The following is a 26,853-nucleotide window of genomic DNA, read 5'->3' as shown; positions in this document are numbered from 1 at the left end:
ACTATCAACCGCTAAGCTTCACCCTTTCCCCACCTTAGGGTACGCTATCCCTCGCCTGAATGAAAACGACATCTCCATAAAAAGGGCCCCAGGTTTGGATGAAAAAAAACAGGGAATTATCAATTCAGCGAAAACAGGCCTTCCCGATCGAATCTCTGTTCACCCGGACAATCTGAAGTTTGGACCTCCGATTCGCGCGACATAGCCATTGACAGATTGAATATTCCATTTTTTTCGCTAAGCTACCTTCAGGCGTTTTATCTTTCCGGAGGCCGAAATCCCGAAGTGCGAGAGACGTAAGAATGATCTGTTCAATACTGGAGACCACTCGCAATCATCTGCCGCTTGTCGTCTTTTGCGGCCTGGTCCTGCTTGTAGCGGGCTGTGGCGGTAACGACAGTGACCCCAAGCCGGTTGACGCCGCTTGCGCGGATGTGGGCAGCGTGATCAATGATCTGGCGTCCGACCCGAGAAATGTCGTTTATGGCTTTTATACCGATTTTGAGCCGATGAGCTATGCGGATACCCAGGACCGCAGCGACCCGGCGTTTCATCGTCCGCTTGGCTACGAGCCTTCCTTAATTGAAGCGGTCAACGAATTAAGCGGGGAATGGCTTCAGTTCAGGCCCATCGGTATCGGTGAAGAGTTCTCCGGCATCTGGCTGCTAAGCGCCGCCGACCCCCACAACCCTTTCGACATGGTTGGAGGCGGGATTACAGTCTTGCCGGACCGACGCTATGCTCAGGGCGACCGCGAGAGGGAAAAACCCCTGATTACTTTCGGCGATGGCCACGTGAAGATATTTCAATCATTGCTGGTGCGCAACGAATCCAGCATTAACAGCCACGACGACCTCGTCAGCTCCCACACCGTCGGCCTGCTGAAGGGCACGACCGGAGAGAGCCGCCTGCTGCAGCTTGCCGAAATCGCCGATGCCCGAGGCTACCTGCGGCCAGGTACGATCATCACGCTTGAGGACGACTCAACACTGACGACGGAGGAACAGAGCCACAGGATTACAGCTTCCGAGTCAACGACAACGCCGGGCATTGAAACCCGCAAGCGCTTGGTAGGGCCCGGCGACGACATCCCCGAGATTCAATACTTCTCCTCCGAGAACGAGCAGATTGAGGCGGTAACCGACGGCGCGGTGGACGCCGTCGCCCGGGGCGAGGTCGGCAACCAGCACGCGGCCGACAATTCCAACGGAGAATTGCGGGTTACGGCCGTTGACCGGGACAATTCCGAGGACATTGCTTTCAGCTATCCCCATACGCCGGAAGGCGACAGTTTGCGCGGGATAATGGACAAGCTGATAAACTGCCTTACGGACGGCGGCAGCATAGGCTTTGCGCAGTGGCATGAGAATCCGCGGATTTTTCTTGAGAGGGCGGAGCGTAACGCTCCGTGAATCGATATCTTCTCACGCCGGTTATCCGGAGAGTCCAGGAGATACAGAAAAAACCGAGCATTCGATAATAAAGGGACTCCACCGTTTCCTTGAAGACAGCATTTTGCGTCTCGACCGCTTAAGTTGGCAATTCCCGAAGAAACTACGGATCGAGGGTCACTATAACGCTTCCGTAATCGTCCACTTCACAGGCGGTATCGGGAGGGATAAAAGCAGTGGCGGTTCTCTCGTAAAGAACGCAGGGACCTGCAAGTTGAAAACCCGGCCGTAGTCTTTCCCTTTCGCAGCATCCGGCCTTAATGCTCTTGCCCTCAAAAATCACATCCTTTGTAAAGAACCGGGGCTCCGCCTCCACAGCAGAAACGGGAAGAATATCTATTTTTCGCTCCGGCATATAGGCCCTGAGTCTCAGGGTCACGATCTCGACGACGGAAGATTCCTTCCTGTATCCGTAAACTCTTTCATGCTCGCGGTGAAAATCCGAAGCTATGGAGTCACTATAGGAAACAGTCAGTTCATGGGACTGCCTTCGGTACCTCGCATCGACACGCTTTTCGAACCTTAGGTCCTCTCTTTCGAGGTCCTCGCGCGCGAGCTTCTCGAGATCCGCGAACTTTCTGTCAGTCTCCCTAAGATGATCCCCGTCCGCCGAGGAAAAAAACGTGATTCCGTAATCCTTGAAAGAGTCGGCAAGAAGCATCCCGTAGGCGGAGAGTGCACCGGGATTTCGGGGAAACACGACCTCTCGTATACCAAGGGAGCGGGCAAGCTCGCAGGCATGAAGACCTCCCGCGCCGCCGAATGAAACAAGCGAAAATTCTCTCGGATCGTAGCCTCTACCGACCGATATCACGCGGAGGGCCTTTTCCATGTTTGAATTTGAAATCCTGATTACGGATTCGGCGACTTCCTCCGCGGCATGATCCGGGGCGAGAGAGCGAATCGCTTCAAATGACCTTTCGGGGTATATATTCATCTCGCCACCCAGAAACCAGCCGGGGTCCATTCTCCCGAGAACTATATTGGCGTCTGTTACGGTCGGCAGAACGCCTTTCCCGTAACACGCGGGGCCGGGATCAGCGCCGGCGCTTCGCGGGCCGACCTTAAGAATGCCCCCGTCGGCAATGTAAGCGACTGAACCGCCTCCGGCCCCTATGGTCGAGATGTTTATCATCGGCACCTTAAGCGCAACGCCTCCCAGGGTGTTCTCGGTCGTAAAGCTTATTTTGCCGTCGCAAAGGGATATGTCTGTCGAAGTTCCACCCATGTCGTAGGTAATAATTTTCTCTCTCCCGGAGAGCGCACATATCTCAAACGCCCCGACCACCCCCCCGGCGGGACCGGAAAGAACTATTTTTGCAGGTTCTTCGGCCGCTTGCTCAGCAGATATAACCCCACCGTTTGACTGCATGATGGAAAGAGATTTTTCCCCGAGGGTACGGGAGAGCGAACGCATGTACTTGTTCACTTTTGGAATCAGATAGGAATTAAGAACCGTCGTCGAAGTTCTCTCATACTCCCTGAATTCCGCGACAAGCTCAGAGGAGAGGGTAATCGGGATACCGAGTTCGGAAAGCACGGCCGCAACCCTGCGTTCATTCTCGGGGTTTGCGTACGAATGGAGAAAACAAACCGCTATCGCCTCAATACCGAGAGAAGATATCTCCTCCTTTATTTTCTCCACTTCTGCTTCATCCGGACAGACAAGCACACAACCGCGATAATCCGTTCTCTCGGAAACCCCGAACCTGAGTTCCGGTAACACAAGAGGGACGGCCGGACTCCATAGCAGATCATACAGTTTCTCCCTGTTCTGCCGCCTGATCTCGATTACGTCTTCGAAACCCCTTGTGGTAATAAGACAGGTCTTTGCCCCTTCCCGTTCCAAAAGAGCATTCGTGGCCACGGTGGTTCCGTGAATGATTTCCGATATATGGGAGAACTCAACGGGATGGGTTTTAAGCCCGTTCAGTACTGCTATCGAAGGATCGCGGGGAGTGGAAGGAACCTTGTTTACCGATATTTCCTTTCCATCGAAGAAAACAAAATCGGTGAAAGTTCCTCCCGCGTCTATGCCTACCGAGAGCATAAAAAGATGGTTACCTCGCCGTGCGCGGGTTAAAACCGCACGGGGCTACGTGCGCAATCAGTAATTATCTCTATCCTTGGGATATATGACGTTTACCTTTCCTTCGGCTATCTCTCTTAACGCCGAAACAACGTGTTTGTTGTCATCGTTCTCAGACGCCACCACGGTAGCTCCCTTGGATATCTGGCCTGCTCTTTTCATCGCTGCGATGGAGAGAGCAAACCTGTTTTCAACTTTCTCTAAGCAGTCTTCAATTGTAATTCTGGCCATGGATTGTTACCTTCCTTAATCAGTACCTAACCTGAATATTATACGACTCTTCACGGTAATGTCAATTAATCCCGCCTTGATACTTTCCCTGACCAAAATGCTCTAGCCTAATTACCAACAGGAACAAGTTCACGATTTCCCGCGCCGGGAAGCACACCAAGGGCCTTTCCACTTGAAGTTAGTTCCCTGAATTCCGGATGCTTGACTGTATCCACATATATCCACCGCGACTTGGCCCTTTTCGGAGTAAAACTGACAATCATATAACCGCGATCCTTTGTGTTTGAGTAGACAAGACCGTCGACCAGCACTTCCAGATCCCAGGCAAATTCCTCGGCCTGCTCCGGTTCAAGTTTCAGATAAGTCTCAAGACCCCCCGAGGACACAGACGCGGTGGCGAACTCGACACCTACCTGATTACCTGCCGCATCCTTGAGATTGCTTGCCCACCCGTTATGCGTATCCCCGGCAAGCACTATCAAGTTCCTATCCCTTCCGTAAGCCGCGCCTAACACCGCTTCGCGTTCTGCAGGGTAACCGTCCCAGGCATCAAGATTATAGGGAAGCACAGTGTTTACACGGTCCCGCTCATCCTGAGTCACGGAAGGATCTTCTCGCAACACCCGCTCCTTAATCCCGGTCAGTTCATCAATAAGATCCGCGACCTGCGGTGTGCGATCGCCCAGATGGGGAATTATTTCAGCCGGAACGTTCATTCTGCCCATAAGCACCTGCTGACCCAGAACCTGCCAAGCGGCGGTTGAGTCAGCAAGCTTCCCCTGAAGCCAGGCAAGCTGATCCCGACCGAGCAGGGTTCGTTCGGGAGAACCAATGTCCTCACGAAAACTCCGGGCGTTGAAACCGGTATCCGGGTCAAGATAATCCTTGTAACTAAGCTGTTTTTCCCGTCCGGCAAGGCGGGTATCGAGCATGAAAAGTTCAACCAGATTTCCGAAAGAAAAACTGCGGTAGACCCGCCCGGAATCATTCTCTTTTACGGGGCGAACCGGCATCCACTCGTAATACGCCCGAAGCGCAGCCTCTTTGCGCGCATCAAAACTCCCTTCGTCTTCGTTGTGGTTTTGCGCACCCCCCACATAAGCGTCGTTTGCTACCTCGTGATCATCCCAGACGGCGATGAACGGATGTGTGGCATGAAGAGCCTGAAGCTGCGGATCAGTTCTGTATAGGGCGTAGCGCCTTCGGTAATCGTCAAGCGTCAGGATTTCCTTATCGCTGTATTCCGGAAAGTCCCTTCCGGCTCCTTGGGAATTATCTTTCCCGGAATCCGGCGCCTTGCCGTACTCGTAGATATAATCGCCGAGGTGTACCACGGCATCGATGTCAGCCGTTTCCGCCGCGTGGCCGTAAACGTTAAAGTAACCGCCATGAGAAGTAGGATAGTTCGCACATGAAAACACCGCCAGCCTGACCGAATCCACATCGCCCCGGGGTAAGGTCTTGGTACGGCCGACAACGGATGCGGTCTCACCTGAGCGAAAACGGTAGTAATAAGCCGTTCCTGCCGAAAGGCTCTTGATGTCAACCTTGATAGTGTAGTCGCTCTCGGCCGTAGTGCTCTTAACAGAACTGTAAACAACGCTTTCGAACTTCTCATCCGAAGCGACTTCGATCCTTACCCTGACTTTTCTCTGGGATTCCTTGGGAGTGACTCTCGTCCAGAGAATAACCCTGTCATCCAGAGGATCACCGCTTGCGACACCATGTTCGAAACTCACGCGCCCTGAACCGCCGTAGAGCACAAAACCAATAGCGACAAGCAGAAGGGCGAAAATCAGAACCGCCGAAGCATAAACTAGATGTTTTCTCGAAAACACAGATCAATTCCTCCCCGTGCACAGCAGTTTTACAGTTATACACCTGAAATCAACAGCAATTCAGAAAAAAGCTTCGGGGGGAGAAAACAGCCGATCCGAAGCCTCAATATGCCGGTTTCCCCGCCCCGTCAGTTCTTTGACAACGGAAGCTTTGCAATTATTATCTTGACGTACTTCAAACGGAATGAAAACCCGGTGGATTAGGAAAGGGGATTATATGAAACTAGAAGAACTCAAGTTCAACGACGAAGGCCTTTTGCCCGTAATAGTGCAGGACAGTTCAAGCGGGCGGGTGCTCATGCTCGCATATGCGAACAAAGAGGCTCTCGAGATGACCGTCAAGACCGGAAGGACCCACTTCTGGAGCAGATCGAGAAAAAAGATCTGGAACAAAGGGGAAGAATCAGGCCATTTTCAGGACGTAAAGGAAATCTTCGTTGACTGCGACTGCGATACGGTGCTAATAACCGTGGAGCAGACCGGAGCAGCCTGCCACACCGGAAAGCCGACATGCTTTTACAGATCCGGGGACATGGAAGAAAAAATTGCCCCCGTGTTCGAGAAAGCTTCACTCAGAAAGGTATTTTCCGTAATAGAAGACAGGAAGCAGAACCCCAAGGAAGGCTCTTATGTGAGCGGCCTTATGAAGGGCGGAGTTGACAGGATACTTAAAAAAATCGGAGAGGAAGCCGGCGAAGTAGTAATAGCCGCCAAAAATGAGGATAAAGACGAACTCGTCTACGAACTTACCGATCTGTGGTTCCATTCCATGGTGCTTCTCTGCGAAGCGGGTCTTTCGCCTCAGGACATATCGGATGAACTTGAGAGAAGGTTCGGCAGGCGCAAAGAAGAGTACGCGCAGAAGAAGTAGCACACAGAAGCGCTGGAAGGCTGGACAGGACCCTACTGCCTTTTTCCCTTGGGAGGTCTGTGCTTTTTAGGCCTGTCCTTTTCCTCTATGTAATCTCCTATGTAAGTTCTGTTTCTAACCGAAGGCGGCAGGTTCGAGAGATCGGGCTTCGGCATATTGGTTGAGAGGTCCTTGGTAAAAGCAAAAGTCGAGATAACTTTCTCCACTTTCTTTTTCTCCCCGCAGTAGCACTTTACGTTTTTCTCGTCCCCCTCTTCGTATATAAGCTCGGAAAATCTGTAGTTTCGCATGTTGAAAAGCGCAAGCAGGGCTCCGTCCTTAAGGTAAAAGTCGTTGAATATGGAATCTTTTCCCCTTCTTCCGTGCTTCGCGACTATTTCTTCGCGCTCAAGGTCGATAACTTCTATGGCGTTTATGTTGTCATATTTCTCGACAAGGTTTTTTACGGTCTCCTTGTCCCGTTTTCTCTCAAGAGCCTTCAATGATTTCTCAACGTTGCGTCTGCACTTGATGCATTCAAACTCATAGAGGGGCATTTGCGTCTCCTATCTGTTGAAATACTGGTTCAGGTGATCCTGCCCTACCCAGTCGCTCGCTATTTCTTCATCCTTTTGCTGTTTGTATTCAAGATGCCATCTAAGCTCATCCCCGGGACCTGGAGCTCTTTTATTCTTATCGTCGAATATGGCCTTGAAAGTGGAAAAAACCCTTCTCACTGTCTCGGAATCGTCGCAGAGAGGGCATTTGACTTCATCCTGATCATCATCTCCGTACACAAGGTGATCGAAGCGGAAGTCCTTGAGCTCAAGGTAAAGGACCTTTCCGTTATCTAGCTTATAACGAAACCTTCTCGCGCCGCGTACGCCCCTTTCCCCCAGTTCGAAAAACAGTTTTCCATTCTTATCGCTTGTGACTTCAACATAACAGAAGTTGCGATTCTGCTTGAAAATCTTCTTTGCGTTTGTCTTGGTAAGCTTGGCGACCAGACTGTCTATGTCCGTATTGTAACTCTCCATGCAACTGTCGCACTCATATTCATATAACGGCACCTTACGCCTCCGGAAAAACTTTTAATTTGGAGAATTATAAACAATATAATCTGAGTTTAAAGCCCGAAAACGCCGAAGCGGACGAAACACTGCTGAAAGAAAGCCTATTATGGCTCATAATGTAGGAGAATGAAAAAAGCCGGAAAGCCGAAAACGCCCTGCGGGCAAAACGGAAAAAACTATCTCCACGCGAGTAAAAATCTGGATTTTGTCGCCATCGATGTCGAGACCGCGAATTCAAACGTTTCAAGCATCTGCCAAGTGGGAATCGCGGTGGTAAGATCAGCGGAGATCAAAGAGGTATGGACGCAGCTTGTTGATCCGCATGACTTTTTTGATCCGTACAATATCGCCATACACGGCATAGACCAGAAGATGGTAAGTGGCTGCCCGCGGTTTGAAGAATTATGCGACAAGATCGCGCGACACTTGGGAGAAATCGTCGTAAGCCATACATTCTTTGACCGTCGAGCAATCTCAAAAGCATTTAAAGAATGTGGAAAATCTCTTCGTTACGGAACCTGGATTGACAGTGCGCAGGTAGCGCGACGCGCCTGGCCGGATAAATACGCCCTTAGGGGTTACAATCTCGAGAATATTGCCCGGGACCTCAGGATTGATTTTCGCCACCACGACGCCGGAGAAGACGCAAGAGTCGCAGCGGAAATCGTTCTGAGGGCGTACGCGGACACCACACTCGGAACAAGCAAGCAGTGAGGAACCGGCCCGCACGCCATATATGCGTGTTATACTTGGTAGCGTGATGAAGGCAATGGTTCTAAGAGGTACGTACGACCTGCTCAATAACGATACTCCTCTTGAACTGCTCGAGATTCCCACACCAGAACCCGCTGAAGAAGAAGTGCTAATACGCATTTTAGCCTGCGGGGTCTGTCACACCGACATGGACGAGGCAGAAGGAAGGGTGATCCCCCCGTCTCTTCCGATTGTTCCAGGACATCAAGTCGTGGGGGTGGTCGAAGAACACGGCTCGGGCGTAAGAAGTTTCGACGCAGGCGATATGGTCGGAGTTGCGTGGATAGGAGGAGTCTGCGGAAAATGCTCCTATTGTAGTAGCGGACGGGAAAACCTCTGCCATGATTTCATCGCCACCGGCAGGGACAGAAACGGAGGTTTTGCCGAATTTATGGTCGCGGACGCAGACTTCGTTCACCGCATACCGGAGGGAATGGACCCAGTGAAGACGGCCCCTCTCCTGTGTGCCGGAGCGATAGGTTACCGTTGCGCCAGACTTTCCGGAATAACAGACGGCGACGCCGTAGGGCTTATGGGATTCGGAGCTTCAGCGCATCTGGTCATACAGCTACTTCGTCACTCATATCCACTATGCGAGGTGTTCGTATTCGCAAGAGGAGAAAGGGAAAGGCTGTTCGCCATGGAGCTTGGAGCATCCTGGTCAGGCGGAATTGAAGAGCACTCCCCCAAGCAGCTTTCAGGCATCATTGACACCACTCCGGCATGGACGCCCGTTTTGCGCTCGCTTGAGAATCTTGTCCCCGGGGGAAAACTGATTGTAAACTCCATAAGCAAGGAGAACTCCGACATCAATTCTCTGCTGAGTCTCGATTACCAGTCGCATCTCTGGCTTGAGAAAGAGATAAAAAGCGTAGCGAATGTCACAAGGGAAGATGTTGCCGGCTTTCTTTCGGCCGCGTCCACTCTGGGAATAGAGGCTGAAGTCACCGAGTACGAACTTGAAGAGGCAAACGCGGCACTTCTGGAAATGAAAAAGGGAGGAGGAAAGGGGGCTAGGGTCCTAAGAATAGCAGACTGGTAAATTTTTTGGTGACTCGTCTCTAAAAAAGTAATCAGTCCGCATCTTTAAGCCATCTCGCCAGCGCTTTGTCCGGGTCGGTTATCTCTTCTACAGAACCATACAAGTAAGCCTCCCAGCCCTTTTCAGGCATGCCGGCAAACAGCATCAGGTTGAGCGGATAGACCTCGCTGTCGGTGCAGCTGCGGAAGTCATCTCGGAACAGAAACACGGGTTTTTCCCAAGCAATAGCCATTCCCAGTTCCACCATAACTCCTTCGTCCGGCGGACATCCATTGACAACCGCGAACAACCCGTCGGCCTCACGCACGTCCCTGAGGTCCGACTGTCCAACCTGATAGGCCCAGCCGGCAACCGCCTTATCAACCTGATTGTTCCGGGAAAACGGCTCCCATACCTCGGCTCCCATTGATTCCAGAACCTCGACAAGAACCGCCAGAGGCCCTTCGCGCTGCTGCGCGGAAAAGCCGTAGGGGTTAGCCAGATACAGGGTTTTTTGTTTCTTCATAGTGCTTCTGCGTGAGAATCAGAACGATTCAGGTCTCATGCGGTGGTCGGACAGAAACGCTTCAAACGTCAGTAACTATTCTCCTCTCCATCCGTTCCAGACCCACGGCGCCCTATCTTTTCAAGTCTCTCACGAAGTTCCACGCTGTCAAGCGAGTCAAACGGAAGGGCCAGAAACGCAGCGATAGGCTCTTTGAGCAAGTCGTAGGCTTTTTCAAAAGCTTTTAACTGCTCAGTTTCAGTTCCCTCAACGCCCGCGGGGTCCGCAAGACCCCAGTGAGCCGTCACCGGCATGCTCGGCCACACGGGACAAGGTTCATTCGCCGCGTTGTCACACACTGTCAAGATAAAATCCATCGAAGGAACATCCTCCACCTTGAATTCATCCCAAGACTTGGAGCGCAGGTTCTCAATGGCGTGTCCCTTGCCGCACAACAGATTAAGGGCTTGAGGGTGAACTTCTCCCCGGGGATGACTGCCCGCACTGTAGCCGACAAATTTTCCGTCGCTATCGTAATTCAAAGGAGATTCAGCAATGATCGAACGGATCGAATTGCCCGTGCAGAGAAATAGCACCCTGTAGATTCGCTTCTGCAATTTTTCTGTCCCGGCAAAAATATTCTTCCCGGACAAGTATACCGCAGACGGAAGTTTTGCCGAGGCAGTCGACCTCTATCCCGTTTCGAGCTTGGCATGGCCGCGATATTCCACAAGACACGACCTTCCGAAAATCTCAATAATGCGCACAAGCATTTCCCGCCCGTCCGAGTCAGTCAGGATCAGTCCTTCTCCAAGAGTGAAATGAACCGGCTGCTGCTTTCCCTTTTCGATCGCGATGTTGGAGGCGTAAAGATAGGTGCGGTCATGAGTATCTCTAATGGGATTCAGTCTCCCCTTCAATCCCGGTATCTTTCCCGTAGACTCAGCGAAAATTACCGAACCCCCCTCGGGTAAAGTTTCCAGTTCGACTGCGAGAGACGCTTGCGCGGGAACCCAGTCCCGCTCAACATGAGCGGCAAAGCCTTCAGCCGCGACAAACACGGTCATCGGCAGATGAATTGAATGCAGGCTGACCGTCGCCTCTCCGTTCTCATCGGTCGCGGCAAGCTTCCAAGTCTTGTTTGGAAACAGTACCAGCACGCTCGTTCCGGGCAGGGGTCTGCCCGAATGACGTACCGTAATGACCGGGCTAGCAGCTTCAGCCTCCAAGGAAGCTGCCGGAATGGTAAGACAGAGATCCGACCCGTCAATAAGTCTGTATTCAGGATGCTTGCCGCAGAGTTCCCGAGTTTCCCGCCGGATGATGGGCACTCCATCTCCCCGCCTTTCCATAAAAAACTGTCTTTCTCCGGATCCTCTGGCACCGCCGACCGGCATCCGTCCAAGCACCGAGGCCAGTATCTCGTTTCGCGTGGACTGGCGAATGTCCATACTGTCAACGGTAAGATTGTTCGGAAGAGCACCCGGAGACAGTATCTCAAGCCTGTCCTCAAACATGGAGAGGCGAATCCTGCTTCCCTTTACAGAATAATCCCTGTGAACAACAGCGTTTACAACAGCCTCAAAGACAGCTCTCTCGCTGTACTGAGGCATATCAACCCGGGCGGGCTCCTTGCGCGCCGCGGTCTTCATGTTCCGCAAGACAAAAGCTACCGCATCGGCAATCTGCCGATTAACCGGACCGCCGATTACCCGCGCGTCAGCCTGTTTTGACGCCCTGTCCTTGCCAAGATAAAAGGTGGCCATTACTGAGGCGTTAGGAAGAAGAAGCTCTGGAGATTCGCTGCACAAAAGCACGCCGGCCACTGTTGCCCTCCTAGTGCCGGTTTCGTCTTCAGCCAGCAAACCCATTTTCACAAGCGCAAGTTCGGGGTCAACGGCACTCTCGGCACTCAGCAGGGGATTCCACAATTCTCTGCTGAGCGTTTCAAATCCGGTTTCCGGCACCGTCTGTTTATCAAACCACAGAAAACGAGACTGCCCTCTGTTTTGCGCCAGACGCAACCTCTCATCGCTCGTCATTTTCCGCTTTGAGCTCCCCACCCGGCAAAAGCTGCCTCCGGGACTGTCATGCTGCGAGGAACCTTCAGGTATTTCAACCAGCAGAATCGCCCCTTTTCCCCTTATTTTTTTGCGAAATGTATTGATCCGGACTGAGGGCTTTATCGAATTAGAGGATACTTCCACCAGAAGCCTTTCAAGCTCGTCCATCTGGCCGATTGACATGCCCTGCACTTCTCCCCCGTCGGTGACCCCGCAAAGCAGTACCCCGCCGCTTGTATTTGCAAACGCAGCCATCTCGTCGGCCCAATTGTCGGGGCTTGGACTCTTGGGACGATCTCCCTCAAATACAACCTGCTTGAATTCCCAGTGGCTGTCCTCACCCAACGACAACTGCTCTATGATATGCTCGCTACTGTAGGTCATGCTGGATAAATTATACTTCAAAGACTGAAAAAACAACCCCTCGCAACAGCGAGCAACGAAGCGGAGCATGATAACAGAGATTGATAAACCCTGTTATCAAAGTATCCTTATGCACTGCAGAGGCAAGCTGATGAATGTTTCGCTCACACCCAGACTGGAAGAGTTTATCCGGAAAAAGGTTTCGTCTGGACTTTACAACAACGCAAGCGAAGTGGTTCGCGAAGCGTTGCGGCTTCTAGTGGAAAGAGATATAGCATCAACCGACGGGCTTCCAGCAAAACCCATGACAAAAGGAGAAATTCATAAACGGGTTCTGTCGCTTGAAAAACCGTTGCGCGGACAAGGAGTAAAATCCATTTTCCTGTTCGGTTCCGCCGTTCGGGGTGAAAACACCTCGTCAAGCGACATAGACTTTTTTATAGACATTGACCCGGGAATCAGCTTCAGTCTGCTTGACCTAGCCGGGGTAAAACAGTTTCTTGAAGACAACTTAGGATGTGAGGTTGACGTGACGACTCGGGAAGGTCTTCACCCGCGCGTCAAAGAAAGCGTAATCAACGAATCTGAACGGGTGTTCTGAGTTCCGTCTCCCGGTTTCCGCTTAGACCTCAAGCTTCGATAACATATAATTTCTTCATGGCCGAGAACAAAGAAATTCTTATAGAGACCAAGGGTTCAATCTGCACTCTTACTCTCAATCGCCCTGAGAAAAGAAACTCCCTTACGCCAGAAACTCTAGGACTTTTAACCGAGGAATTCCTAAGACTGGGAAAAACCACTGATATCAGATGTGTTGTTATAAGAGGAAGCGGTGATAGGGCTTTCTGCTCAGGATATGATATAGCCGCAATATCCGAGGAAGAAGTTGCCATAGAAAGCGGCCATCCCCTGACCGAAGCCATGCGGGCGGTCAAGTCCTACCCTCTCCCCGTAATAGCAATGATAAACGGTCATGCCTTCGGAGCGGGACTAGAACTCGCGGCGACTTGCGACCTGAGAGTATGCGCCGACGACGCGAAACTCGCAATCCCGCCCGTAAAGCTGGGAGTGACTTATCATTACAGCGGAATAAAGCAATTTCTGAACTTGGTGGGTCCCGGGTTTACAAGGGAACTATTTCTCACCGGAAACCCCGTTAATGCCGAAAGAGCCCTGGAAAAAGGACTTGTCGACCATGTTGTAAAAAGAGAAAGGCTTGAAGAGTTCACCTATGGACTTGCCGAGGGAATAAGCGAAAACGCCCCGCTTTCGATGATATCGATGAAAAAGATGATAAATATCTGGGAAGAAGGAAGGCCAGTATCGGAAGAAAACGAAGAGCTCATAAGGTCTCTTTTCGCCAAGGTGAGGAAAAGCAGCGACTCCAAGGAAGGAAAAAGGGCTTTTCTCGGAAAGAGAAAGCCCATTTTCAAGGGAGAATAAAGACTTCTGCGGTTCAGTCCCCGTAACCGAATTCCTTTATAAGGAAATCGCTCTGGGTCCAGTTCTCCTTAACCTTGACCCAAATCTCAAGAAACAGCTTAACTCCCAGTATCCTTTCAATATCAACCCTGGCCTCGGAACCGATCCGCTTTAGCATCCCCCCGCCCTTTCCTATGAGAATCCCCTTGTGGCTTTTTCTCTCAACATAGATTTCAGCACTTATCCTGATCAGGTTCCGTTCCGTATCCTCGCTGAATCCCGAGACCACCACCGCAACTTTATAGGGAATTTCCTTTCGCGTGAGATTGAAGACTTTCTCCCTTATGAGTTCGCTTACGTAAAAAATCTCAGGCTGATCCGTGAAAATATCATCAGGGAAATATTTCGGCCCTTCGGGCAGGTGTTTTTTGAGAAGCTGCGTGAGCTCCTCCACCCCGTCGCCCGTAATAGCCGAGATGGGAACTATTTCGAGGAACTTCTCAGAAAATCTCTCGGCAGCTGAAAGCATCGACAGGAGCTTTGATTTCTTTATCTTGTCGATCTTGTTTACGACAAACAAGGAAGGTTTCCTGAGCATCTTAAGTATGGACTGATCAGCCGCCCTGAAAGGCTTTTCCACGTCCGTAACGAACGCCACCAGATCAGCGTCGGAAAGAGCACCGCTTACCGCACGGGCCATGGATTTCCCGAGCCTGCTTTTCTCCCTGTATACCCCAGGAGTGTCGAGAAAAACCAGCTGCGAATCATCAAAAGTCCTTACTCCCAGAATTCTGTTCCTGGTAGTGCTCGGCTTATCCGAAACGGCCGAAACTTTTTCTCCGACGATGGAATTCACAAGAGTGGATTTTCCGACATTAGGTCGTCCTATCACGGAAATGAACCCGGACCTGAAACCCTCTTTTGAAGCTGTTTGGACCATGGAAATGAATCTCTAGTTAGATTCTAACAAAAAGTTGCCGAATTTCTTTCAGAGAAATATGTTCCTACCAGTATAATTTACCGTCATCTTCGAGGCAAAAACCGGTTTCCCAGTAAAAATGAGTCAAGCAAAAGAGACGGCAAATCCAATCATTCACTGGTTCAGAAAGGACCTCAGGCTTCTGGATAATCCGGCACTAGCGGAGGCAGGCAAATCCGCTCGGCCCGTAGTGCCGGTCTATATACTTGAAGACGCAGATTCAGATCCCTGGCCACCCGGCGGCGCAAGCAGGTGGTGGTTACATAACAGCCTTTTGGCGCTAAACAGATCCTTGGAAGCCCGCGGAAACAGGCTGATTCTGCGTCGCGGCCAGCCGAAGGAAATACTGCAAAATCTTGTGACTGAAACAGGAGCCACGACAGTTCATGTCACCCGACTCACGGAACCGCACGCGATCGAAGTTGAGTCCGAAGTGAGAACCGTTCTGAACAACCTCGGAGCTAAGCTAAAGGTGTTTGACGGCAACCTGCTTTTTCCCCCCGAATCTGTTAGGACAAAAAACGGCGAACCCTACAAGGTGTTCACACTTTTTTATAAAACCTGCTTGAAAAAGCTTCCACCGCCTGTACCCCTGTCTGCGCCAAAACAGCTTCCACGCATGAAACAACCTATCAGGAGTGATTCGCTTAAGGAGTGGAAACTGCTGCCGCAAGGGCCCGACTGGAGTACCGACTGGCTTGATATGTGGACGCCGGGGGAGCAGGGAGCCTTCTTGCGCCTGGATTCGTTTCTGGAACAGTCAGCAACGGGATACGGAAGCAAGCGCGACCGGCTCGACATCGCGGGAACTTCCAAGCTTTCTCCTCATTTTCATTTAGGTGAAATATCACCAAGGACATGCTGGCATCGCTCGCTTGCAAGCGTAAAACCTGAATCGCAAGATGATCTGAAATCCTTTTTTCGCCAGATCGTATGGAGGGAATTCTCACACCACCTGCTTTACCACTGGCCGACATTTCCTGAAAAACCTTTCCGACCGGAATTTGAACGCTTCCCGTGGGCAAGGAATGAAGAAGCGCTTCGCCTGTGGCAGCAGGGTCTCACTGGCTACCCAATAGTTGACGCGGGGATGCGGGAACTGTGGGCAACGGGATGGATGCACAACCGGGTACGCATGATCGCCGCTTCTTTTCTCGTGAAGCACCTGCTTATCCCGTGGCAGGACGGTGCCGCCTGGTTCTGGGATACCCTGGTGGACGCGGACCTTGCTAACAACTCAGTAAGCTGGCAGTGGGTCGCGGGTTGCGGGGTTGACGCAGCTCCGTTTTTTCGTATTTTCAATCCGATTCTCCAAGGCCAGAAATTCGACCCCGACGGCGGTTACGTGCGACGCTGGGTTCCTGAACTCGCAAGCTTGCCGAATAAGTATATTCACCAGCCTTGGACCGCACCCGAACATGTACTTGAAGACTCGGGGATTTTTCTAGAAAATAGCTATCCCCTTCCTATCGTGAATCACGTGGCAGCACGGAATCGTGCCTTGAATATCTTCAACCAATTCAGACAGTTTCCCTTTCACAACTCAATTTTATTTGCCGCAAAGGTTCGAATTTGATTGTTGCAGCATATCAAGACCTCTATCGACCTCAAATGGAATTTCGGATTGCTCTATTGACTTTTACCATTAAAGCCAATAAAATTGAGTTTCATGTTATTTGTTGAAGAGGGTTTTGCTTAAGGAGGTTGTAATTGATACTACTCGCCTTTACGCATTTGATGAGGATCATAGTCGATATGATCCTGTTAGTATTTGAGACAAAGACATTCAAGAGTTGTTCCAAAGAATTAGCAATTTTTTTGACATCGTGGTTTCCTGATTATGAATTATGCTTATGGATATCTTTCTGTATATAAAATTAGAATCGCCCCTAAGCAGTAAAACTTAGGCCTCTTTGAAGCCATGTTAATTGATGAAGTTGTTGTCTAGCAAGCTTTTCCCCCGAGGCAGCAATGCCTCGGCCTCTTTAAAACTGTATATTTGAGCGATACTCGCCTCGTATAGACATGAAAATCGAGTTTTCAAAAAACAGGTTGGTTTGCGCTCCCAGTGTCATATCAATAAAAATCGCTTTGAATCTTCTGTTCTTAATGGTTATATAAACTCAAATTGTCAGATGCCACATAATTTCCAATCATTATTCTCTGTTGCCCTAGGCAACGATATTCACCCCTATTCTTATCAGCAAGAATTGGCTGAAAAAGACTGGCCGGATGTTCTAATCGCTCCGACCGGACTTGGTAAAACAGCTGCAGTAGTACTATCTTGGGCATGGAAACATTGTTCTACCGACCAAAAAAAACCTCCTCGCAGACTGGCATACTGCTTGCCAATGCGCACTTTGGTTGACCAAACAGCACTCAATATAAGAAAATGGCTTAAACGACTACAGAAAGCCAACTTGGATTGGGAATCATGCCTACCAGATCCAAGCAGAGATGTTCATATACTTATGGGTGGGGTTGATGAAACCCCATGGTTCACAGAACCCGAGAGAACCGCGATACTGATAGGAAGCCAAGATATGCTGCTCAGTCGCGCCTTGATGCGCGGTTACGCCATGAATCGATTTCGATGGCCTGTGGACTTCGCACTGCTTCACAACGACACGCAGTGGGTATTTGACGAAGTGCAGCTCATGGGATCCGGTCTTACAACCTCGGCACAATTGGAAGGCTTTCGTCGCAAGTTTCCGACTGAAATCCCCTCACGGAGCCTCTGGACCTCGGCAACACTTCACCCAAAATGGTTGGAAACCGTGGATTTCCACGAATCTCCTAAGACATGGAATGTTCCGAGTAAATTTCTGAACGACGAGAATTCTCCACAAGTCCGAAAGCTGGTCGATGCTCTGAAGCCTATAGAAAAATCCGCCTTGATTCTCCGCAGTACCGATAAAGAGCATATACGTGACTACGCCGAGGCATTAGCTTCAGAGGCAGTTTCCATGCACAGAAAAAACCAAGTGACCCTTCTGGTTGTAAACACGGTTTCCCGAGCTCAAGCGGTGTATAAGGCAATCCAGAGAAAAGGATTCGCACCTGATCGTCTAGCTCTCATTCACTCGAGGTTCAGGCCCGCAGACCGAAAAACTCAAATAGAAAAACTCCCCAAACCAAGCGAAAAAAAAGATCTTATGGTAGTAGCTACGCAGGCAATAGAGGCAGGGATGGATTTCTCAGCCACTGTCATGCTGACCGAACTTGCGCCAATGTCTTCAATAGTTCAGCGACTAGGCAGGGTAAATCGCTACGGTGAACTTAATAATTGCGGTGGGGGAAAAATCCGCTGGATTGACATTCTCGGCGATGGCCCCAAAAACGAGAAATATGCGAAAGCACTGTCGGCACCTTATACTCCCGAAGAACTTGATACCTGTCGCAAACGGATCTCAATGCTGAGCGACGCAAGACCATCTAACCTCCCTCCACCTGAATCGGATGACTATGTCAGCCAATCTGTGATCCGAACCAAAGACTTCAGGGATTTATACGACACCGACCCTGACCTCACTGGTTTTGATGTTGATATCTCACATTACATCCGCGACTCAGAAGATACCGATGTGCGGGTTTTCTGGAGAGATCTCTCAAATAGTCAGCTAGAACAAACTATGCCGACGTACGAAGAGATCTGCGCAATACCCATTGGCCGTTGCGCCAGTTGGCTAAAATCTAAAGAGATCAAGGCCTATTGTGTTGATCCCCAAGCACGCCATGATAAAAATCGTCCGACAATATGGGTTGCTTTCAATGATTCACCTTGGCCGGGCTTGGTTCTGCTTCTGGATAAGGAAACGGGCGGTTATACCATGGAGACTGGTTTCGATTCAGAAAACAGGGTCGCAGTAGAACCAATTTTTTCACAAGAAGCGCGGATTAGCGCCATCGCCGAAGTGAATGACGCCGATACAGACAGCGAATCAAAGCGTTTCGTAAAGCTTGATGACCATCTCAAACACGTTACAGCTGAAGCAGAAAGTCTGTGCGATACACTAAACATAGAACCTCGCGAAAAAAAACTTATCTCCACTGCTGCCCTCTGGCACGATGTCGGCAAAGCACACCCAGCATTTCAGGAACGCATGTCAACCGACGACAAGGAATCGAATCCACGACCTGAGTATCTGCTCGCAAAAGCTCCACGCTATGACCGAAGAAAAGGCCGCCCATACTTCCGTCATGAACTTGCCTCTGTCTTGGCTTATTTGTCTCGGGAAAACTGGTCAAGAGATGTCGACCTAGTCGCCTATTTGATTGCAACACATCATGGCAAACTGCGCATGAACCTTAGAGCGCTACCGGCGGAAAAACCAGCAAAGCCGGAGAGGGCAAAAGAAACCCAGCCACCAAACCCACCTCGATTTGCCAGAGGCATTTGGGAAGGAGATTATATTCCTTCAATTGAAATTAACGGGAAAACCCTCTGGGATGGAGGACAATTGACCTTGTCGTTGATGGAACTCGGAGAACATCCAGTTACAGGTTCAAGCTGGATGGAACGTGCACAATGCCTTCTATCTGAACACGGACCTTTTCGCCTTGCTTGGTTGGAAGCTATACTGAGAATCGCAGACTGGCGAGCATCGGCAAAAGAGAAGGAGAATATAAATAACTAATAACACCATCCAACTTGGAGGCTGTACTCCAACTCCTCTTTCAAGCTATTTGAAAGCATTAGGCATATTTCGCTTGGTAGCAGATCCGTTGAATCACGTTAAGGAATCCGCCGCGGACTCAAGGGTGCGATGCTGGTGGGCAGCCAACCTCTTCTGCTTGCAAAGCAAGCTGAATCATGAGAATCTGTTGGGGTTTTTTCTTGAAGATTACATGCCCAGCCCAATTATAGCTCCATGGAATGGCGGTAGCGGTTTTTATCCAAAGGACAACAAAAGCGCTTTTGACTTGCTATCAGATCAAGATGGCATCGCAGAGCGGTTTTCACCCATTCAAAAAGCAATTCAAATCGCCGAAAAAGAAATTGAAAAGCTGGAATTAACCGAACGTCCCACAGATACAATCAAAGCCAAACTTGTCTGCATACTCCGCAGCAAATACCCCGAGTCCGCGCTCAATTGGATTGATGCCGTGCTGGCTTTCTCCAAAGGCCGTCTGAGCTTCCCCCCCCTTCTGGGAACAGGAGGAAACGATGGAAGACTGGACTTCACAAACAACTTCATGCAACGCCTCGTGTCCGCCAGAAAGGGACTGTTTGACGTTAGAACCGGCAAACCCTTCCCGAATACGAAGAGGCTACTGAAGACTTCTCTTTTCGGAAACACCTCGCAAGGTTTTTACTCCGTTCCAATAGGTCAATTCCATCCTGGGTCCGCGGGAGGACCAAATGCAACCAGCTCCGGTTATGAAGGCGATGCCTCTGTAAATCCGTGGGATTTTATATTTGCTCTTGAAGGTTCTATCATGTTTGCGGGCGCCGCAACTCGACGTCACCAAAGCGTAACGGACTCCGGTGCAAGCTTCCCTTTCATGGTCAAAACTGTAGGAGCAGGACACGGAGGAATTTCAAGCGTTGACGAAGAACTATCAAGAGCGGAATTCTGGGCACCTCTATGGAACCAACAAGCCAGCTATGGGGAACTCGTAGCGCTACTGAAAGAAGGGCGTGCCGTTTTAAACGGCAAAACGGCATACCATGGTCTGGATTTCGCACGTGCGGCGGCCAGTCTTGGAACCAGTCGGGGGGTGGAATGTTTTGAGCGCTACGGATTCCTGATGCGCTCTGGAAAGGCTTACCTCGCCGTTCCCCTAGGCAAACGGAAAGTCTCTTCTGAAGTCACCGATACCTCCAAACTGATAAACGATTTTGATTGCGGAGGTTGGTTTGAGAAGGTTCGCCGATTTGCACGAAGAAGCAATTCTTCGTCACATGGGCGTCAAATCATTAAACAACTCGAAGATTCCCTTTTTGACATGACAAAAACCGATGTTAACCCCCGCTCCGTACAAAACACTCTGGTTATTCTCGGCGATTTTGTCTCATGGCTTGCAAGAAGCGGGGGTTCGTTTGATGAAAAACCTCCGCCTCCACCTCTACTGTCCAGCGAATGGGTACTCAAAGCAAATGATGGAACCTACGAGTACAGAGTCGCTAGAGCTCTGGCAAGTCTTGGCTGGCAGGTTGAGGCAGGTTCGGAAACAGATTCAGACATTGAAAAAGCATCTTCAGATTCAGATCAACAATTACCTGAAAACACGGCGGAATATGAATCGAAAAACCGGCTTGATCCGAGAATTGCAATGGCTACTCATTTCGCACCAGTTGATCCAAGTTCAGTATCAAGAAAATTTCGTTCCTGGAACACACAATCTAACGAAAAACTGACCGTTTTTACTTCAGCTAATTTAATATCCGGTTTGATTGCGGTGTTGGAGCGACGTCTGGTTGAACAGTCAGTCAGAGGGTTTAGAGAGAAACCCCTGTGCGCAGTCACACATGTAAACAGTTCTGACATTTCGGCATTTCTATCTCCCAGTTTTGATCATATGCTCTGCGGCCGGCTACTCTCCGGCCTAGTCTGGGCACGTCCCACCGGTTATCTCGAACCCGACTCGAAAAAAGCAGAACGACTCTTTCCTCCTTTTCCTTATGCAGTTTTGAAGCCCCTATTCACCCCGAACAACATTCTTAAAGAAGCTGGCGTCTTGCCACCAGCACCAGAGACCAACCTGCCAATCCCAACAAGCCTTCTAGCGCAATTGCGGAATAATAACGTGGATAACGCGGTACGCATTGCTCTTGCCCGAATGCGGGCATCTGGGATCGGTTCATATTTCTCTGCAGAACAAGTTTCTCGCAGAATCAGTCGCTTCGGCTCCAGAACTAATGGACGACTGCTTGCCGCATCCTTTCTGATTCCATTACACAAATGGGATTTGAAACACGTGGCGGAGCGGGCATATATAATAGAAGAAGAAACAAAAAACACGTAAAAGGAGTAAAAAATGTCAATTGATATATCCACCCTCTCTGAGTCATCTCGACTGCTAATTGAGGCGGTATTGAAACCTTTGCAGGGGACTCGTTTTCAGCCTACGGGGTTTCCGAACCTAGGGCATGCGGTTTTTGATGAGCCCGAGGGAACCGAACAGATGATTTTAGTCGAAAGTTCTCAAAGTATGGCTAATCGCCTTGAATCCGTATGCTGGGATGAAGTTGCGGATGACTGGGTTGAACCTCTAGAGGGGCTCCCCCTGATCAAGGTTATTGATGAGAACGGAAAACCGCTTACAAACTCGGTCCTGGAGGCCCATCGAATCAACTCGCCTTATATACTTGAGACTGAAGACCCAACTTTTGCCATTCTGAAAAAACAATTTGCCGACATGGAAGAAGGCAGGGTTGATATTCGCAAGCTTGCACAAATGCTTCTTAAATACGATACGAACTCATTGCTTCACGGAGTCTTTTTCTCCAAGCTTGGGAAAGGCAGGCTGCGGTTGCCACGCATTCTATCTTCTTTTATAGAAGCCCGGGGAGCAAGAGTCGCATCCAGTGGAGGAGTAAAAAATGATTCGGTAAATCCAAGCGGAGATGCAAAAAGAGGTTTTGGGCATGTCCCTTTCGCTCGAGACGAATGGACTTGCAGTAAAATGGTCGCCTACTTCAACTTGGATCTAAGGCAAATAAAATCCTTCGGCTTAGGAAAGAACGCCGAAGCGTTGCTCATCGCGTTTGCACTATTTAAGATCAGAAAGTTTCTTAGTGAAGGACTTCGGCTCAGGACGGCCTGCGATCTTGATGTTGTGGAAATACAAGTGACTCGACCGGAAAAATTCGAACTTCCATCGCTGGATACGCTTTGCAAAGAATTACCGAAACTAATTAAAGCAGTAGAAAAAGAGCAAATGCTAAATTCCCCTCCCACACTAACGGTTACCTACGGGAAGTAGATATATAGATGTTCGGATTAATTTTCGAGTTTCCTGCAAACAGATATCATGCGACACAGTGGGGGCATCATGTCAACGAAGTTAGAGTCCCGTGGCCTCCTGAACCATGGCGAATCCTCCGTGCGTTGATCGCCAGCTACAAACGCAAGGGAAACCATGCATTGTGGCAGGAAAGCGACCTCAACGCATTAATCTCTGCCCTTGTGGAGAATCTGCCTTCCTACCGGCTGCCGAAAGCCGTCGTTCATACGCACACCCGCCATTACATGCCTTTGCAGGGAAACAAGAAAAGCCTGGTTTTTGACGCTTTTCTGCAATTACCAAAAGGTGAGAAACTTGTCGCAGTCTGGCCCGACCTGAAACTAAATTCAAAGCTTTTTGCATTCGCCTCGCACCTCGCCGAGGGAATTGGGTATCTGGGCCGCGCCGAGAGCTGGGCCAACTGCACCGCTACGGACAAATGGAATCCAGAAGAAAATGACTTGATGTGTCACCCAGCAGTAAAAACAACAGGAGAAGCTAAAGGAAACCCTATAAAAGTGATTGCTCCCCTCAGTGCGAGTGACTATTCCGCAGAACGCGCACGCTTAATGGCAGAATTCGAAAAACGTTTGCTTGAGGAAGCCAAAGCTTCTGAAAAAAACCCTCCGACAGCCAGAATGCTTGAAAAAAAGCGGTCTCAAGAATTCGGACCTACACTGCCGGAACTTCTTGTTGACGCTCTTGCTCTGGACACGGCCAATTACCTGAAATACGGCTGGAACCGTCCTCCTGCGTCTCGGGAAGTCATATATCTCGCTCCCGAGGTGTCATCGTTGCCAACTGTCGCTCGGCAACATTACGCCAGCAGTCGCCAAGGTGTCAAAACCCATGACAGATGCACGGTTGCGCGTTACCTGTTAGCTGGCAGGCCGCTGCCGCGAGTTGAGGATACGGTTAAAATCGGCGAACTCATCCGCCTTGCGACACTAGCTAAGTTCGGATGGGAAACGGTGGCAACCGGTCGCAGAAAACCGAAGGCACCCTCGGTAATTTCGGGACGCGACCACAAGGGAAAACCCCTGCGCAACTCTTCACACTCGCATGCGTTCTGGCTCCCCGAGGATACGGATGGCGACGGCTGGATTGATCATATCACGGTCTATGCACCAGAAGGACTGAGTACCGACGTCAGGGTTAAGCTTGACCGATTGACGCGTCTTTGGATCAACGGGTTTGAATGGCGCTTAGCTCTCGAGGGATTTGGAAATCCCGAGGACTTCTCCGATTCCTCAAAAATTCTCGGTACGGGAAGGGTTTGGGTAAGCATAACCCCGTTTCTTGCTACGGGACACCTGAAGTCCCAAGGCTATCCAAGTGAAGTAAAAAGGCTATTGAAACGCCGGGAAATCCTTCCTGAGCACCTAGTGGACGATGTTCAAATCGAAGTCCTTCCCAGCATAAGAATCGGCGGCGCTGACCGTCGCACAGCATATTTTCACCGCTTCCGCTCCCAAGGACAAGAAAAACAGACCGATTCCCAAGGAGCATTGTTGCGTTTGAATTTCCCAGAACCGATCAACGGCCCGCTGTGTCTCGGATATGCATGCCATTTTGGTCTTGGACTGTTCGTCCTGCAATCCACCTGATAACCTTCATATTGCTAGAGTCAAGAACGACCCCTATCTGTAATATCCGAACTTCTAAGTGAAAGAAAATTTCTACAGAGCTGCTATCAGCAACTCACAACAGTTTCACAAATATCCCTATTCATCTCTTGCCCAGAGAGGTATCAAGGAAGCTTGTCGAAGTCGTCGTATCGCCCAAAACCAATACTACAGCAATTTCTTACCGTCCCAGTCTCTTTAGATAACAGAAATGGAACCCCTACAATATATCTGGTATGTTGGAAGTTGATTTAGACCAGCACCTTTTTAATGGTCGCAGGAATAAAATGACTTCCAAGCACCAAATTCCTCTGCCGTTGCCTCCGTCACCGATCAGGGATAATACACCATTAGTTCCGGCCCGAATGGTTAACGAATGGGTGTATTGCCCTAGACTTGCTTATCTGGAGTGGGTGGAGGGCGAATGGGCCGACAGCGGAGATACAGCCCAAGGAAAACGTGCCCATGCCCGAGTGGACAAAAGTGGGAAACAGTTGCCCTCCCCAGAGGATCTTGGTGATGAAATGCTTAAGACCCGATCCATCACTCTTTCCTCGGAACGTCTGGGCGTTATAGCAAAAATGGACGTTGTGGAAATCAGCGAAGGAACGGCAATGCCCGTGGACTTCAAAAAGGGGAAGCGCCCTCATGTCGCCTCCGGGGCGTACGAACCCGAGCGAGTACAGGTCTGCACGCAGGCAATGATTCTGGAAGATAACGGCTACGAGGTCCCTCAGGGCGCTCTATGGTATGTAGGCTCCCGAGAGAAAGTTCCGGTCATTCTGGATGATGAACTCCGAGCCAAGACCATCAGCGCAATTTCCGCCCTGCGAGACGCAGCCGCCTCCGGTCACAGACCACCACCCCTGGAAAACAGCCCCAAGTGCCCTCGCTGCTCGCTAGCCGGAATATGTCTTCCGGACGAAACCAATCTGTTCTCGAAGAAATACACTCCCCGCCCCCTGAACCCGTCAGACGACCCCGCACTTCCTCTCTATGTGCAGACACCCGGCGCAAGACTGCGGAAAAGCGGCGAGCGACTGATTGTGGAAACCGAGGAAGATTCAATGGAAGTGCCGATGATAGATGTTTCGCAAGTTGTTCTGCTGGGGCCTGTGTCGGTTACAACTCCCGCACTGCACGAACTTATGAAAAGCGAAATCCCCGTGTCCTGGCTTTCCACAGGAGGCTGGTTTCTCGGTCACACAACTGGAACCGGAAACGGAAACGTAGCCGTACGCGAAGCCCAGTATCGTTGCGCTTTTGATGAAAACAGATGTCTGGCTCTTTCACGCAATCTGGTTACGGCAAAGATACAGAACTCTCGTACCATGCTCCGCCGTAACTGGCGCACAGAACGAGAAGACACAACCAGCAAAGACCAAGCTCTGGAAAGGTTGAAACGTATCGCCAAGCAGGCTCATAATATAGATAATGTTCAGCAGTTATTAGGGGCAGAGGGCGAAGCGGCAGCGATATATTTCGCTTCGTTCGAGAACATGCTGGCTAAACATCCAAGAAGTAATTTGCCAAACTTTTCCTTCTCCACACGCAATCGCCGTCCACCAACCGACCCCGTAAACGCCATGTTGTCTTTAGCCTACGCATTGCTTACAAGGACTTTCACTACAATAACTTCAGCAGTCGGATTAGACCCTTATATGGGTTTCTACCACCGTCCCAGACACGGTCGCCCGGCATTAGCTCTTGACTTGATGGAACCGTTTCGCCCCATCGTAGCTGATTCCTGCGTAATACAGGCCATAAACAACGGAGAAGTTAAACCGAAAGATTTCATTTTCAACGGACCGGCCTGCTCGCTGAAAGCTGGCGGACGCAAGGCGCTTATTTCGGCTTTCGAACGTCGTATGGATCAGGAAACCACCCATCCGCTTTTCGGTTATCAGGTTTCCATGCGACGGCTAATAAATGTTCAGGCGCGATTAATGGCTAGGCATTTACAAGGTGAAATTCCCGTTTACCCTAATTACCTACCCCGCTAACAATGGCAAAGGAAAAGCTTTACATAGTCACTTACGACATCTCAGAACCTAAGCGCTGGAGAAAAGTGTTCAAGCTGATGAAAGGATACGGCCATTGGTTACAGCTATCTGTATTTCAGTGCAGGCTAACTTCTAAACGCCATGCGCAAATGTGCGCACGCTTGGAAGAATTAATACATTCAACTGAAGACCATGTGCTGATCCTTGATCTAGGTGACGCTGATCAAGTCAATCCTAATGTCGAAAGTTTGGGAAAAAACTATAAAATGCCGACAAGAGAGGCTATAATCATATAGATATGATTCATGGTAAGGGAAGAGTGCCGGACCTGTCACGAGAACTTCAATGGAAAAATAATAATGGGGAGCACTCGCATCTCAGTTTTTCCTTATATTCGAGGGAGATATACAACACCACAGCAAATCTTTTTCGGGAAGTTTTAGCTCTTATAATCAAACGGATAGCAGCACTCGCAGCAAATAAGAATAATTTAATCTCCGTAGCAAGTTATGAAGGGGGCTGTTTTCCGAGGCAACTTTGCCTCGGCCTCATTGAAGCAGCAGCAGATGTACATAGAAAACAACCCTCAAGATAGTTTTCCCGTGCAACATTGCCACCGACAAATAGAAGCAACAGA

Annotated in this window: 23 protein-coding genes; 14 read left to right on the top strand and 9 right to left on the bottom strand. The window is 50.0% G+C overall.

From position 1 onward, the window contains the following. Positions 1 to 302 precede the first annotated feature (302 nt). Positions 303 to 1,412 (top strand): amino acid ABC transporter substrate-binding protein, encoded by a 1,110-nt coding sequence (locus tag F4Z13_01080; protein ID MXZ47839.1) that lies wholly within the window; start codon positions 303 to 305, stop codon positions 1,410 to 1,412. 142 nt (positions 1,413 to 1,554) lie between these two features. Here the strand turns inward: F4Z13_01080 and F4Z13_01075 are convergent, their stop codons facing one another. From F4Z13_01075 to F4Z13_01065, 3 genes are all read right to left on the bottom strand, one after another. Continuing rightward, positions 1,555 to 3,501 (bottom strand): hydantoinase/oxoprolinase family protein, encoded by a 1,947-nt coding sequence (locus tag F4Z13_01075; GenBank protein ID MXZ47838.1) that lies wholly within the window; start codon positions 3,499 to 3,501, stop codon positions 1,555 to 1,557. 57 nt (positions 3,502 to 3,558) lie between these two features. Then, entirely contained in the window at positions 3,559 to 3,771 is a 213-nt protein-coding gene (locus F4Z13_01070; protein MXZ47837.1) for a DNA-directed RNA polymerase subunit omega, read from the bottom strand. 107 nt (positions 3,772 to 3,878) lie between these two features. Then, entirely contained in the window at positions 3,879 to 5,609 is a 1,731-nt protein-coding gene (locus F4Z13_01065) for an alkaline phosphatase (GenBank protein ID MXZ47836.1), read from the bottom strand. Positions 5,610 to 5,826: 217 nt separating this feature from the next. On the opposite strand from F4Z13_01065, the gene F4Z13_01060 reads away from it, so the two are divergent. Further along, on the top strand, positions 5,827 to 6,480 hold the full coding sequence (locus tag F4Z13_01060) for a bifunctional phosphoribosyl-AMP cyclohydrolase/phosphoribosyl-ATP diphosphatase HisIE (GenBank protein MXZ47835.1): 654 nt from the start codon (positions 5,827 to 5,829) through the stop codon (positions 6,478 to 6,480). Positions 6,481 to 6,512: 32 nt separating this feature from the next. Here the strand turns inward: F4Z13_01060 and F4Z13_01055 are convergent, their stop codons facing one another. Next, positions 6,513 to 7,016 carry a hypothetical protein gene (locus F4Z13_01055; protein ID MXZ47834.1) on the bottom strand — a complete coding sequence of 168 codons (504 nt, stop codon included), beginning with the start codon at positions 7,014 to 7,016 and terminating at the stop codon, positions 6,513 to 6,515. A gap of 9 nt (positions 7,017 to 7,025) precedes the next feature. After that, on the bottom strand, positions 7,026 to 7,529 hold the full coding sequence (locus tag F4Z13_01050; protein ID MXZ47833.1) for a hypothetical protein: 504 nt from the start codon (positions 7,527 to 7,529) through the stop codon (positions 7,026 to 7,028). A 129-nt stretch (positions 7,530 to 7,658) separates the two neighbouring features. On the opposite strand from F4Z13_01050, the gene F4Z13_01045 reads away from it, so the two are divergent. After that, entirely contained in the window at positions 7,659 to 8,246 is a 588-nt protein-coding gene (locus F4Z13_01045; protein MXZ47832.1) for an exonuclease, read from the top strand. 46 nt (positions 8,247 to 8,292) lie between these two features. Further along, a complete protein-coding gene (locus F4Z13_01040; GenBank protein ID MXZ47831.1) occupies positions 8,293 to 9,327 on the top strand; it encodes a zinc-dependent alcohol dehydrogenase family protein in 1,035 nt (344 codons plus the stop codon). Positions 9,328 to 9,358: 31 nt separating this feature from the next. Here the strand turns inward: F4Z13_01040 and F4Z13_01035 are convergent, their stop codons facing one another. The 3 genes from F4Z13_01035 to F4Z13_01025 form a co-directional block, all read right to left on the bottom strand. Beyond that, positions 9,359 to 9,832, bottom strand: a complete 474-nt coding sequence (locus F4Z13_01035; GenBank protein MXZ47830.1) for a nucleoside 2-deoxyribosyltransferase — start codon at positions 9,830 to 9,832, stop codon at positions 9,359 to 9,361. Positions 9,833 to 9,900: 68 nt separating this feature from the next. Continuing rightward, positions 9,901 to 10,428 carry an arsenate reductase ArsC gene (locus F4Z13_01030; GenBank protein ID MXZ47829.1) on the bottom strand — a complete coding sequence of 176 codons (528 nt, stop codon included), beginning with the start codon at positions 10,426 to 10,428 and terminating at the stop codon, positions 9,901 to 9,903. Positions 10,429 to 10,503: 75 nt separating this feature from the next. After that, positions 10,504 to 12,327 (bottom strand): hypothetical protein, encoded by a 1,824-nt coding sequence (locus F4Z13_01025; GenBank protein ID MXZ47828.1) that lies wholly within the window; start codon positions 12,325 to 12,327, stop codon positions 10,504 to 10,506. A 61-nt stretch (positions 12,328 to 12,388) separates the two neighbouring features. Between F4Z13_01025 and F4Z13_01020 the strand changes: the two genes are divergently transcribed. Continuing rightward, on the top strand, positions 12,389 to 12,838 hold the full coding sequence (locus F4Z13_01020) for a type II toxin-antitoxin system ParD family antitoxin (protein MXZ47827.1): 450 nt from the start codon (positions 12,389 to 12,391) through the stop codon (positions 12,836 to 12,838). Between the two features lie 56 nt (positions 12,839 to 12,894). Continuing rightward, on the top strand, positions 12,895 to 13,680 hold the full coding sequence (locus F4Z13_01015; protein MXZ47826.1) for an enoyl-CoA hydratase: 786 nt from the start codon (positions 12,895 to 12,897) through the stop codon (positions 13,678 to 13,680). Positions 13,681 to 13,693: 13 nt separating this feature from the next. Here F4Z13_01015 and F4Z13_01010 read toward each other — a convergent pair whose 3' ends face one another. Continuing rightward, the gene (locus tag F4Z13_01010) at positions 13,694 to 14,599 is read right to left on the bottom strand and encodes a GTPase Era (GenBank protein MXZ47825.1); all 906 of its coding nucleotides are present in this window, start codon (positions 14,597 to 14,599) and stop codon (positions 13,694 to 13,696) included. A 118-nt stretch (positions 14,600 to 14,717) separates the two neighbouring features. Between F4Z13_01010 and F4Z13_01005 the strand changes: the two genes are divergently transcribed. From F4Z13_01005 to F4Z13_00970, 8 genes are all read left to right on the top strand, one after another. Then, entirely contained in the window at positions 14,718 to 16,214 is a 1,497-nt protein-coding gene (locus F4Z13_01005) for a deoxyribodipyrimidine photo-lyase (protein ID MXZ47824.1), read from the top strand. Positions 16,215 to 16,773: 559 nt separating this feature from the next. Continuing rightward, complete coding sequence (gene cas3, locus F4Z13_01000; GenBank protein ID MXZ47823.1) at positions 16,774 to 19,275, top strand: CRISPR-associated helicase Cas3'; 2,502 nt, start codon at positions 16,774 to 16,776, stop codon at positions 19,273 to 19,275. Further along, complete coding sequence (gene csx17 / locus F4Z13_00995) at positions 19,268 to 21,607, top strand: type I-U CRISPR-associated protein Csx17 (GenBank protein MXZ47822.1); 2,340 nt, start codon at positions 19,268 to 19,270, stop codon at positions 21,605 to 21,607. Before cas3 ends, csx17 begins: the two co-directional genes overlap by 8 nt. Positions 21,608 to 21,619: 12 nt before the next feature. Then, positions 21,620 to 22,567: a type I-U CRISPR-associated protein Cas7 gene (cas7u, locus tag F4Z13_00990; protein ID MXZ47821.1), complete on the top strand. Its 948-nt coding sequence runs from the start codon at positions 21,620 to 21,622 to the stop codon at positions 22,565 to 22,567. Positions 22,568 to 22,575: 8 nt separating this feature from the next. Beyond that, the gene (gene cas5u6u / locus F4Z13_00985; protein ID MXZ47820.1) at positions 22,576 to 24,195 is read left to right on the top strand and encodes a type I-U CRISPR-associated protein Cas5/Cas6; all 1,620 of its coding nucleotides are present in this window, start codon (positions 22,576 to 22,578) and stop codon (positions 24,193 to 24,195) included. A 305-nt stretch (positions 24,196 to 24,500) separates the two neighbouring features. Continuing rightward, complete coding sequence (cas1, locus tag F4Z13_00980) at positions 24,501 to 26,216, top strand: CRISPR-associated endonuclease Cas1 (protein MXZ47819.1); 1,716 nt, start codon at positions 24,501 to 24,503, stop codon at positions 26,214 to 26,216. 2 nt (positions 26,217 to 26,218) lie between these two features. Beyond that, on the top strand, positions 26,219 to 26,512 hold the full coding sequence (cas2, locus tag F4Z13_00975; GenBank protein ID MXZ47818.1) for a CRISPR-associated endonuclease Cas2: 294 nt from the start codon (positions 26,219 to 26,221) through the stop codon (positions 26,510 to 26,512). Between the two features lie 2 nt (positions 26,513 to 26,514). After that, a complete protein-coding gene (locus F4Z13_00970; protein ID MXZ47817.1) occupies positions 26,515 to 26,811 on the top strand; it encodes a hypothetical protein in 297 nt (98 codons plus the stop codon). Positions 26,812 to 26,853: the final 42 nt, after the last annotated feature.

Source organism: Candidatus Dadabacteria bacterium, assembly GCA_009837205.1.
Lineage (GTDB): Bacteria > Desulfobacterota_D > UBA1144 > Nemesobacterales > Nemesobacteraceae > Nemesobacter.
Note: the sequence above shows the minus strand (reverse complement) of the source record. Positions and strands in the feature narration are given on the sequence as shown.

What these genes read in the sequence shown, in the direction of transcription:
- F4Z13_01080 (MXZ47839.1), top strand. Translation starts at nt 303, where the DNA reads ATGATCTGTTCAATACTGGAGACCACTCGCAATCATCTGCCGCTTGTC.
- F4Z13_01075 (MXZ47838.1), bottom strand. Translation starts at nt 3,501, where the DNA reads ATGCTCTCGGTAGGCATAGACGCGGGAGGAACTTTCACCGATTTTGTT.
- F4Z13_01070 (MXZ47837.1), bottom strand. Translation starts at nt 3,771, where the DNA reads ATGGCCAGAATTACAATTGAAGACTGCTTAGAGAAAGTTGAAAACAGG.
- F4Z13_01060 (MXZ47835.1), top strand. Translation starts at nt 5,827, where the DNA reads ATGAAACTAGAAGAACTCAAGTTCAACGACGAAGGCCTTTTGCCCGTA.
- F4Z13_01055 (MXZ47834.1), bottom strand. Translation starts at nt 7,016, where the DNA reads ATGCCCCTCTATGAGTTTGAATGCATCAAGTGCAGACGCAACGTTGAG.
- F4Z13_01045 (MXZ47832.1), top strand. Translation starts at nt 7,659, where the DNA reads ATGAAAAAAGCCGGAAAGCCGAAAACGCCCTGCGGGCAAAACGGAAAA.
- F4Z13_01040 (MXZ47831.1), top strand. Translation starts at nt 8,293, where the DNA reads ATGAAGGCAATGGTTCTAAGAGGTACGTACGACCTGCTCAATAACGAT.
- F4Z13_01035 (MXZ47830.1), bottom strand. Translation starts at nt 9,832, where the DNA reads ATGAAGAAACAAAAAACCCTGTATCTGGCTAACCCCTACGGCTTTTCC.
- F4Z13_01025 (MXZ47828.1), bottom strand. Translation starts at nt 12,327, where the DNA reads ATGCTCCGCTTCGTTGCTCGCTGTTGCGAGGGGTTGTTTTTTCAGTCT.
- F4Z13_01020 (MXZ47827.1), top strand. Translation starts at nt 12,389, where the DNA reads ATGAATGTTTCGCTCACACCCAGACTGGAAGAGTTTATCCGGAAAAAG.
- F4Z13_01015 (MXZ47826.1), top strand. Translation starts at nt 12,895, where the DNA reads ATGGCCGAGAACAAAGAAATTCTTATAGAGACCAAGGGTTCAATCTGC.
- F4Z13_01010 (MXZ47825.1), bottom strand. Translation starts at nt 14,599, where the DNA reads ATGGTCCAAACAGCTTCAAAAGAGGGTTTCAGGTCCGGGTTCATTTCC.
- F4Z13_01005 (MXZ47824.1), top strand. Translation starts at nt 14,718, where the DNA reads ATGAGTCAAGCAAAAGAGACGGCAAATCCAATCATTCACTGGTTCAGA.
- cas3 (MXZ47823.1), top strand. Translation starts at nt 16,774, where the DNA reads ATGCCACATAATTTCCAATCATTATTCTCTGTTGCCCTAGGCAACGAT.
- cas7u (MXZ47821.1), top strand. Translation starts at nt 21,620, where the DNA reads ATGTCAATTGATATATCCACCCTCTCTGAGTCATCTCGACTGCTAATT.
- cas5u6u (MXZ47820.1), top strand. Translation starts at nt 22,576, where the DNA reads ATGTTCGGATTAATTTTCGAGTTTCCTGCAAACAGATATCATGCGACA.
- cas1 (MXZ47819.1), top strand. Translation starts at nt 24,501, where the DNA reads ATGACTTCCAAGCACCAAATTCCTCTGCCGTTGCCTCCGTCACCGATC.
- cas2 (MXZ47818.1), top strand. Translation starts at nt 26,219, where the DNA reads ATGGCAAAGGAAAAGCTTTACATAGTCACTTACGACATCTCAGAACCT.
- F4Z13_00970 (MXZ47817.1), top strand. Translation starts at nt 26,515, where the DNA reads ATGATTCATGGTAAGGGAAGAGTGCCGGACCTGTCACGAGAACTTCAA.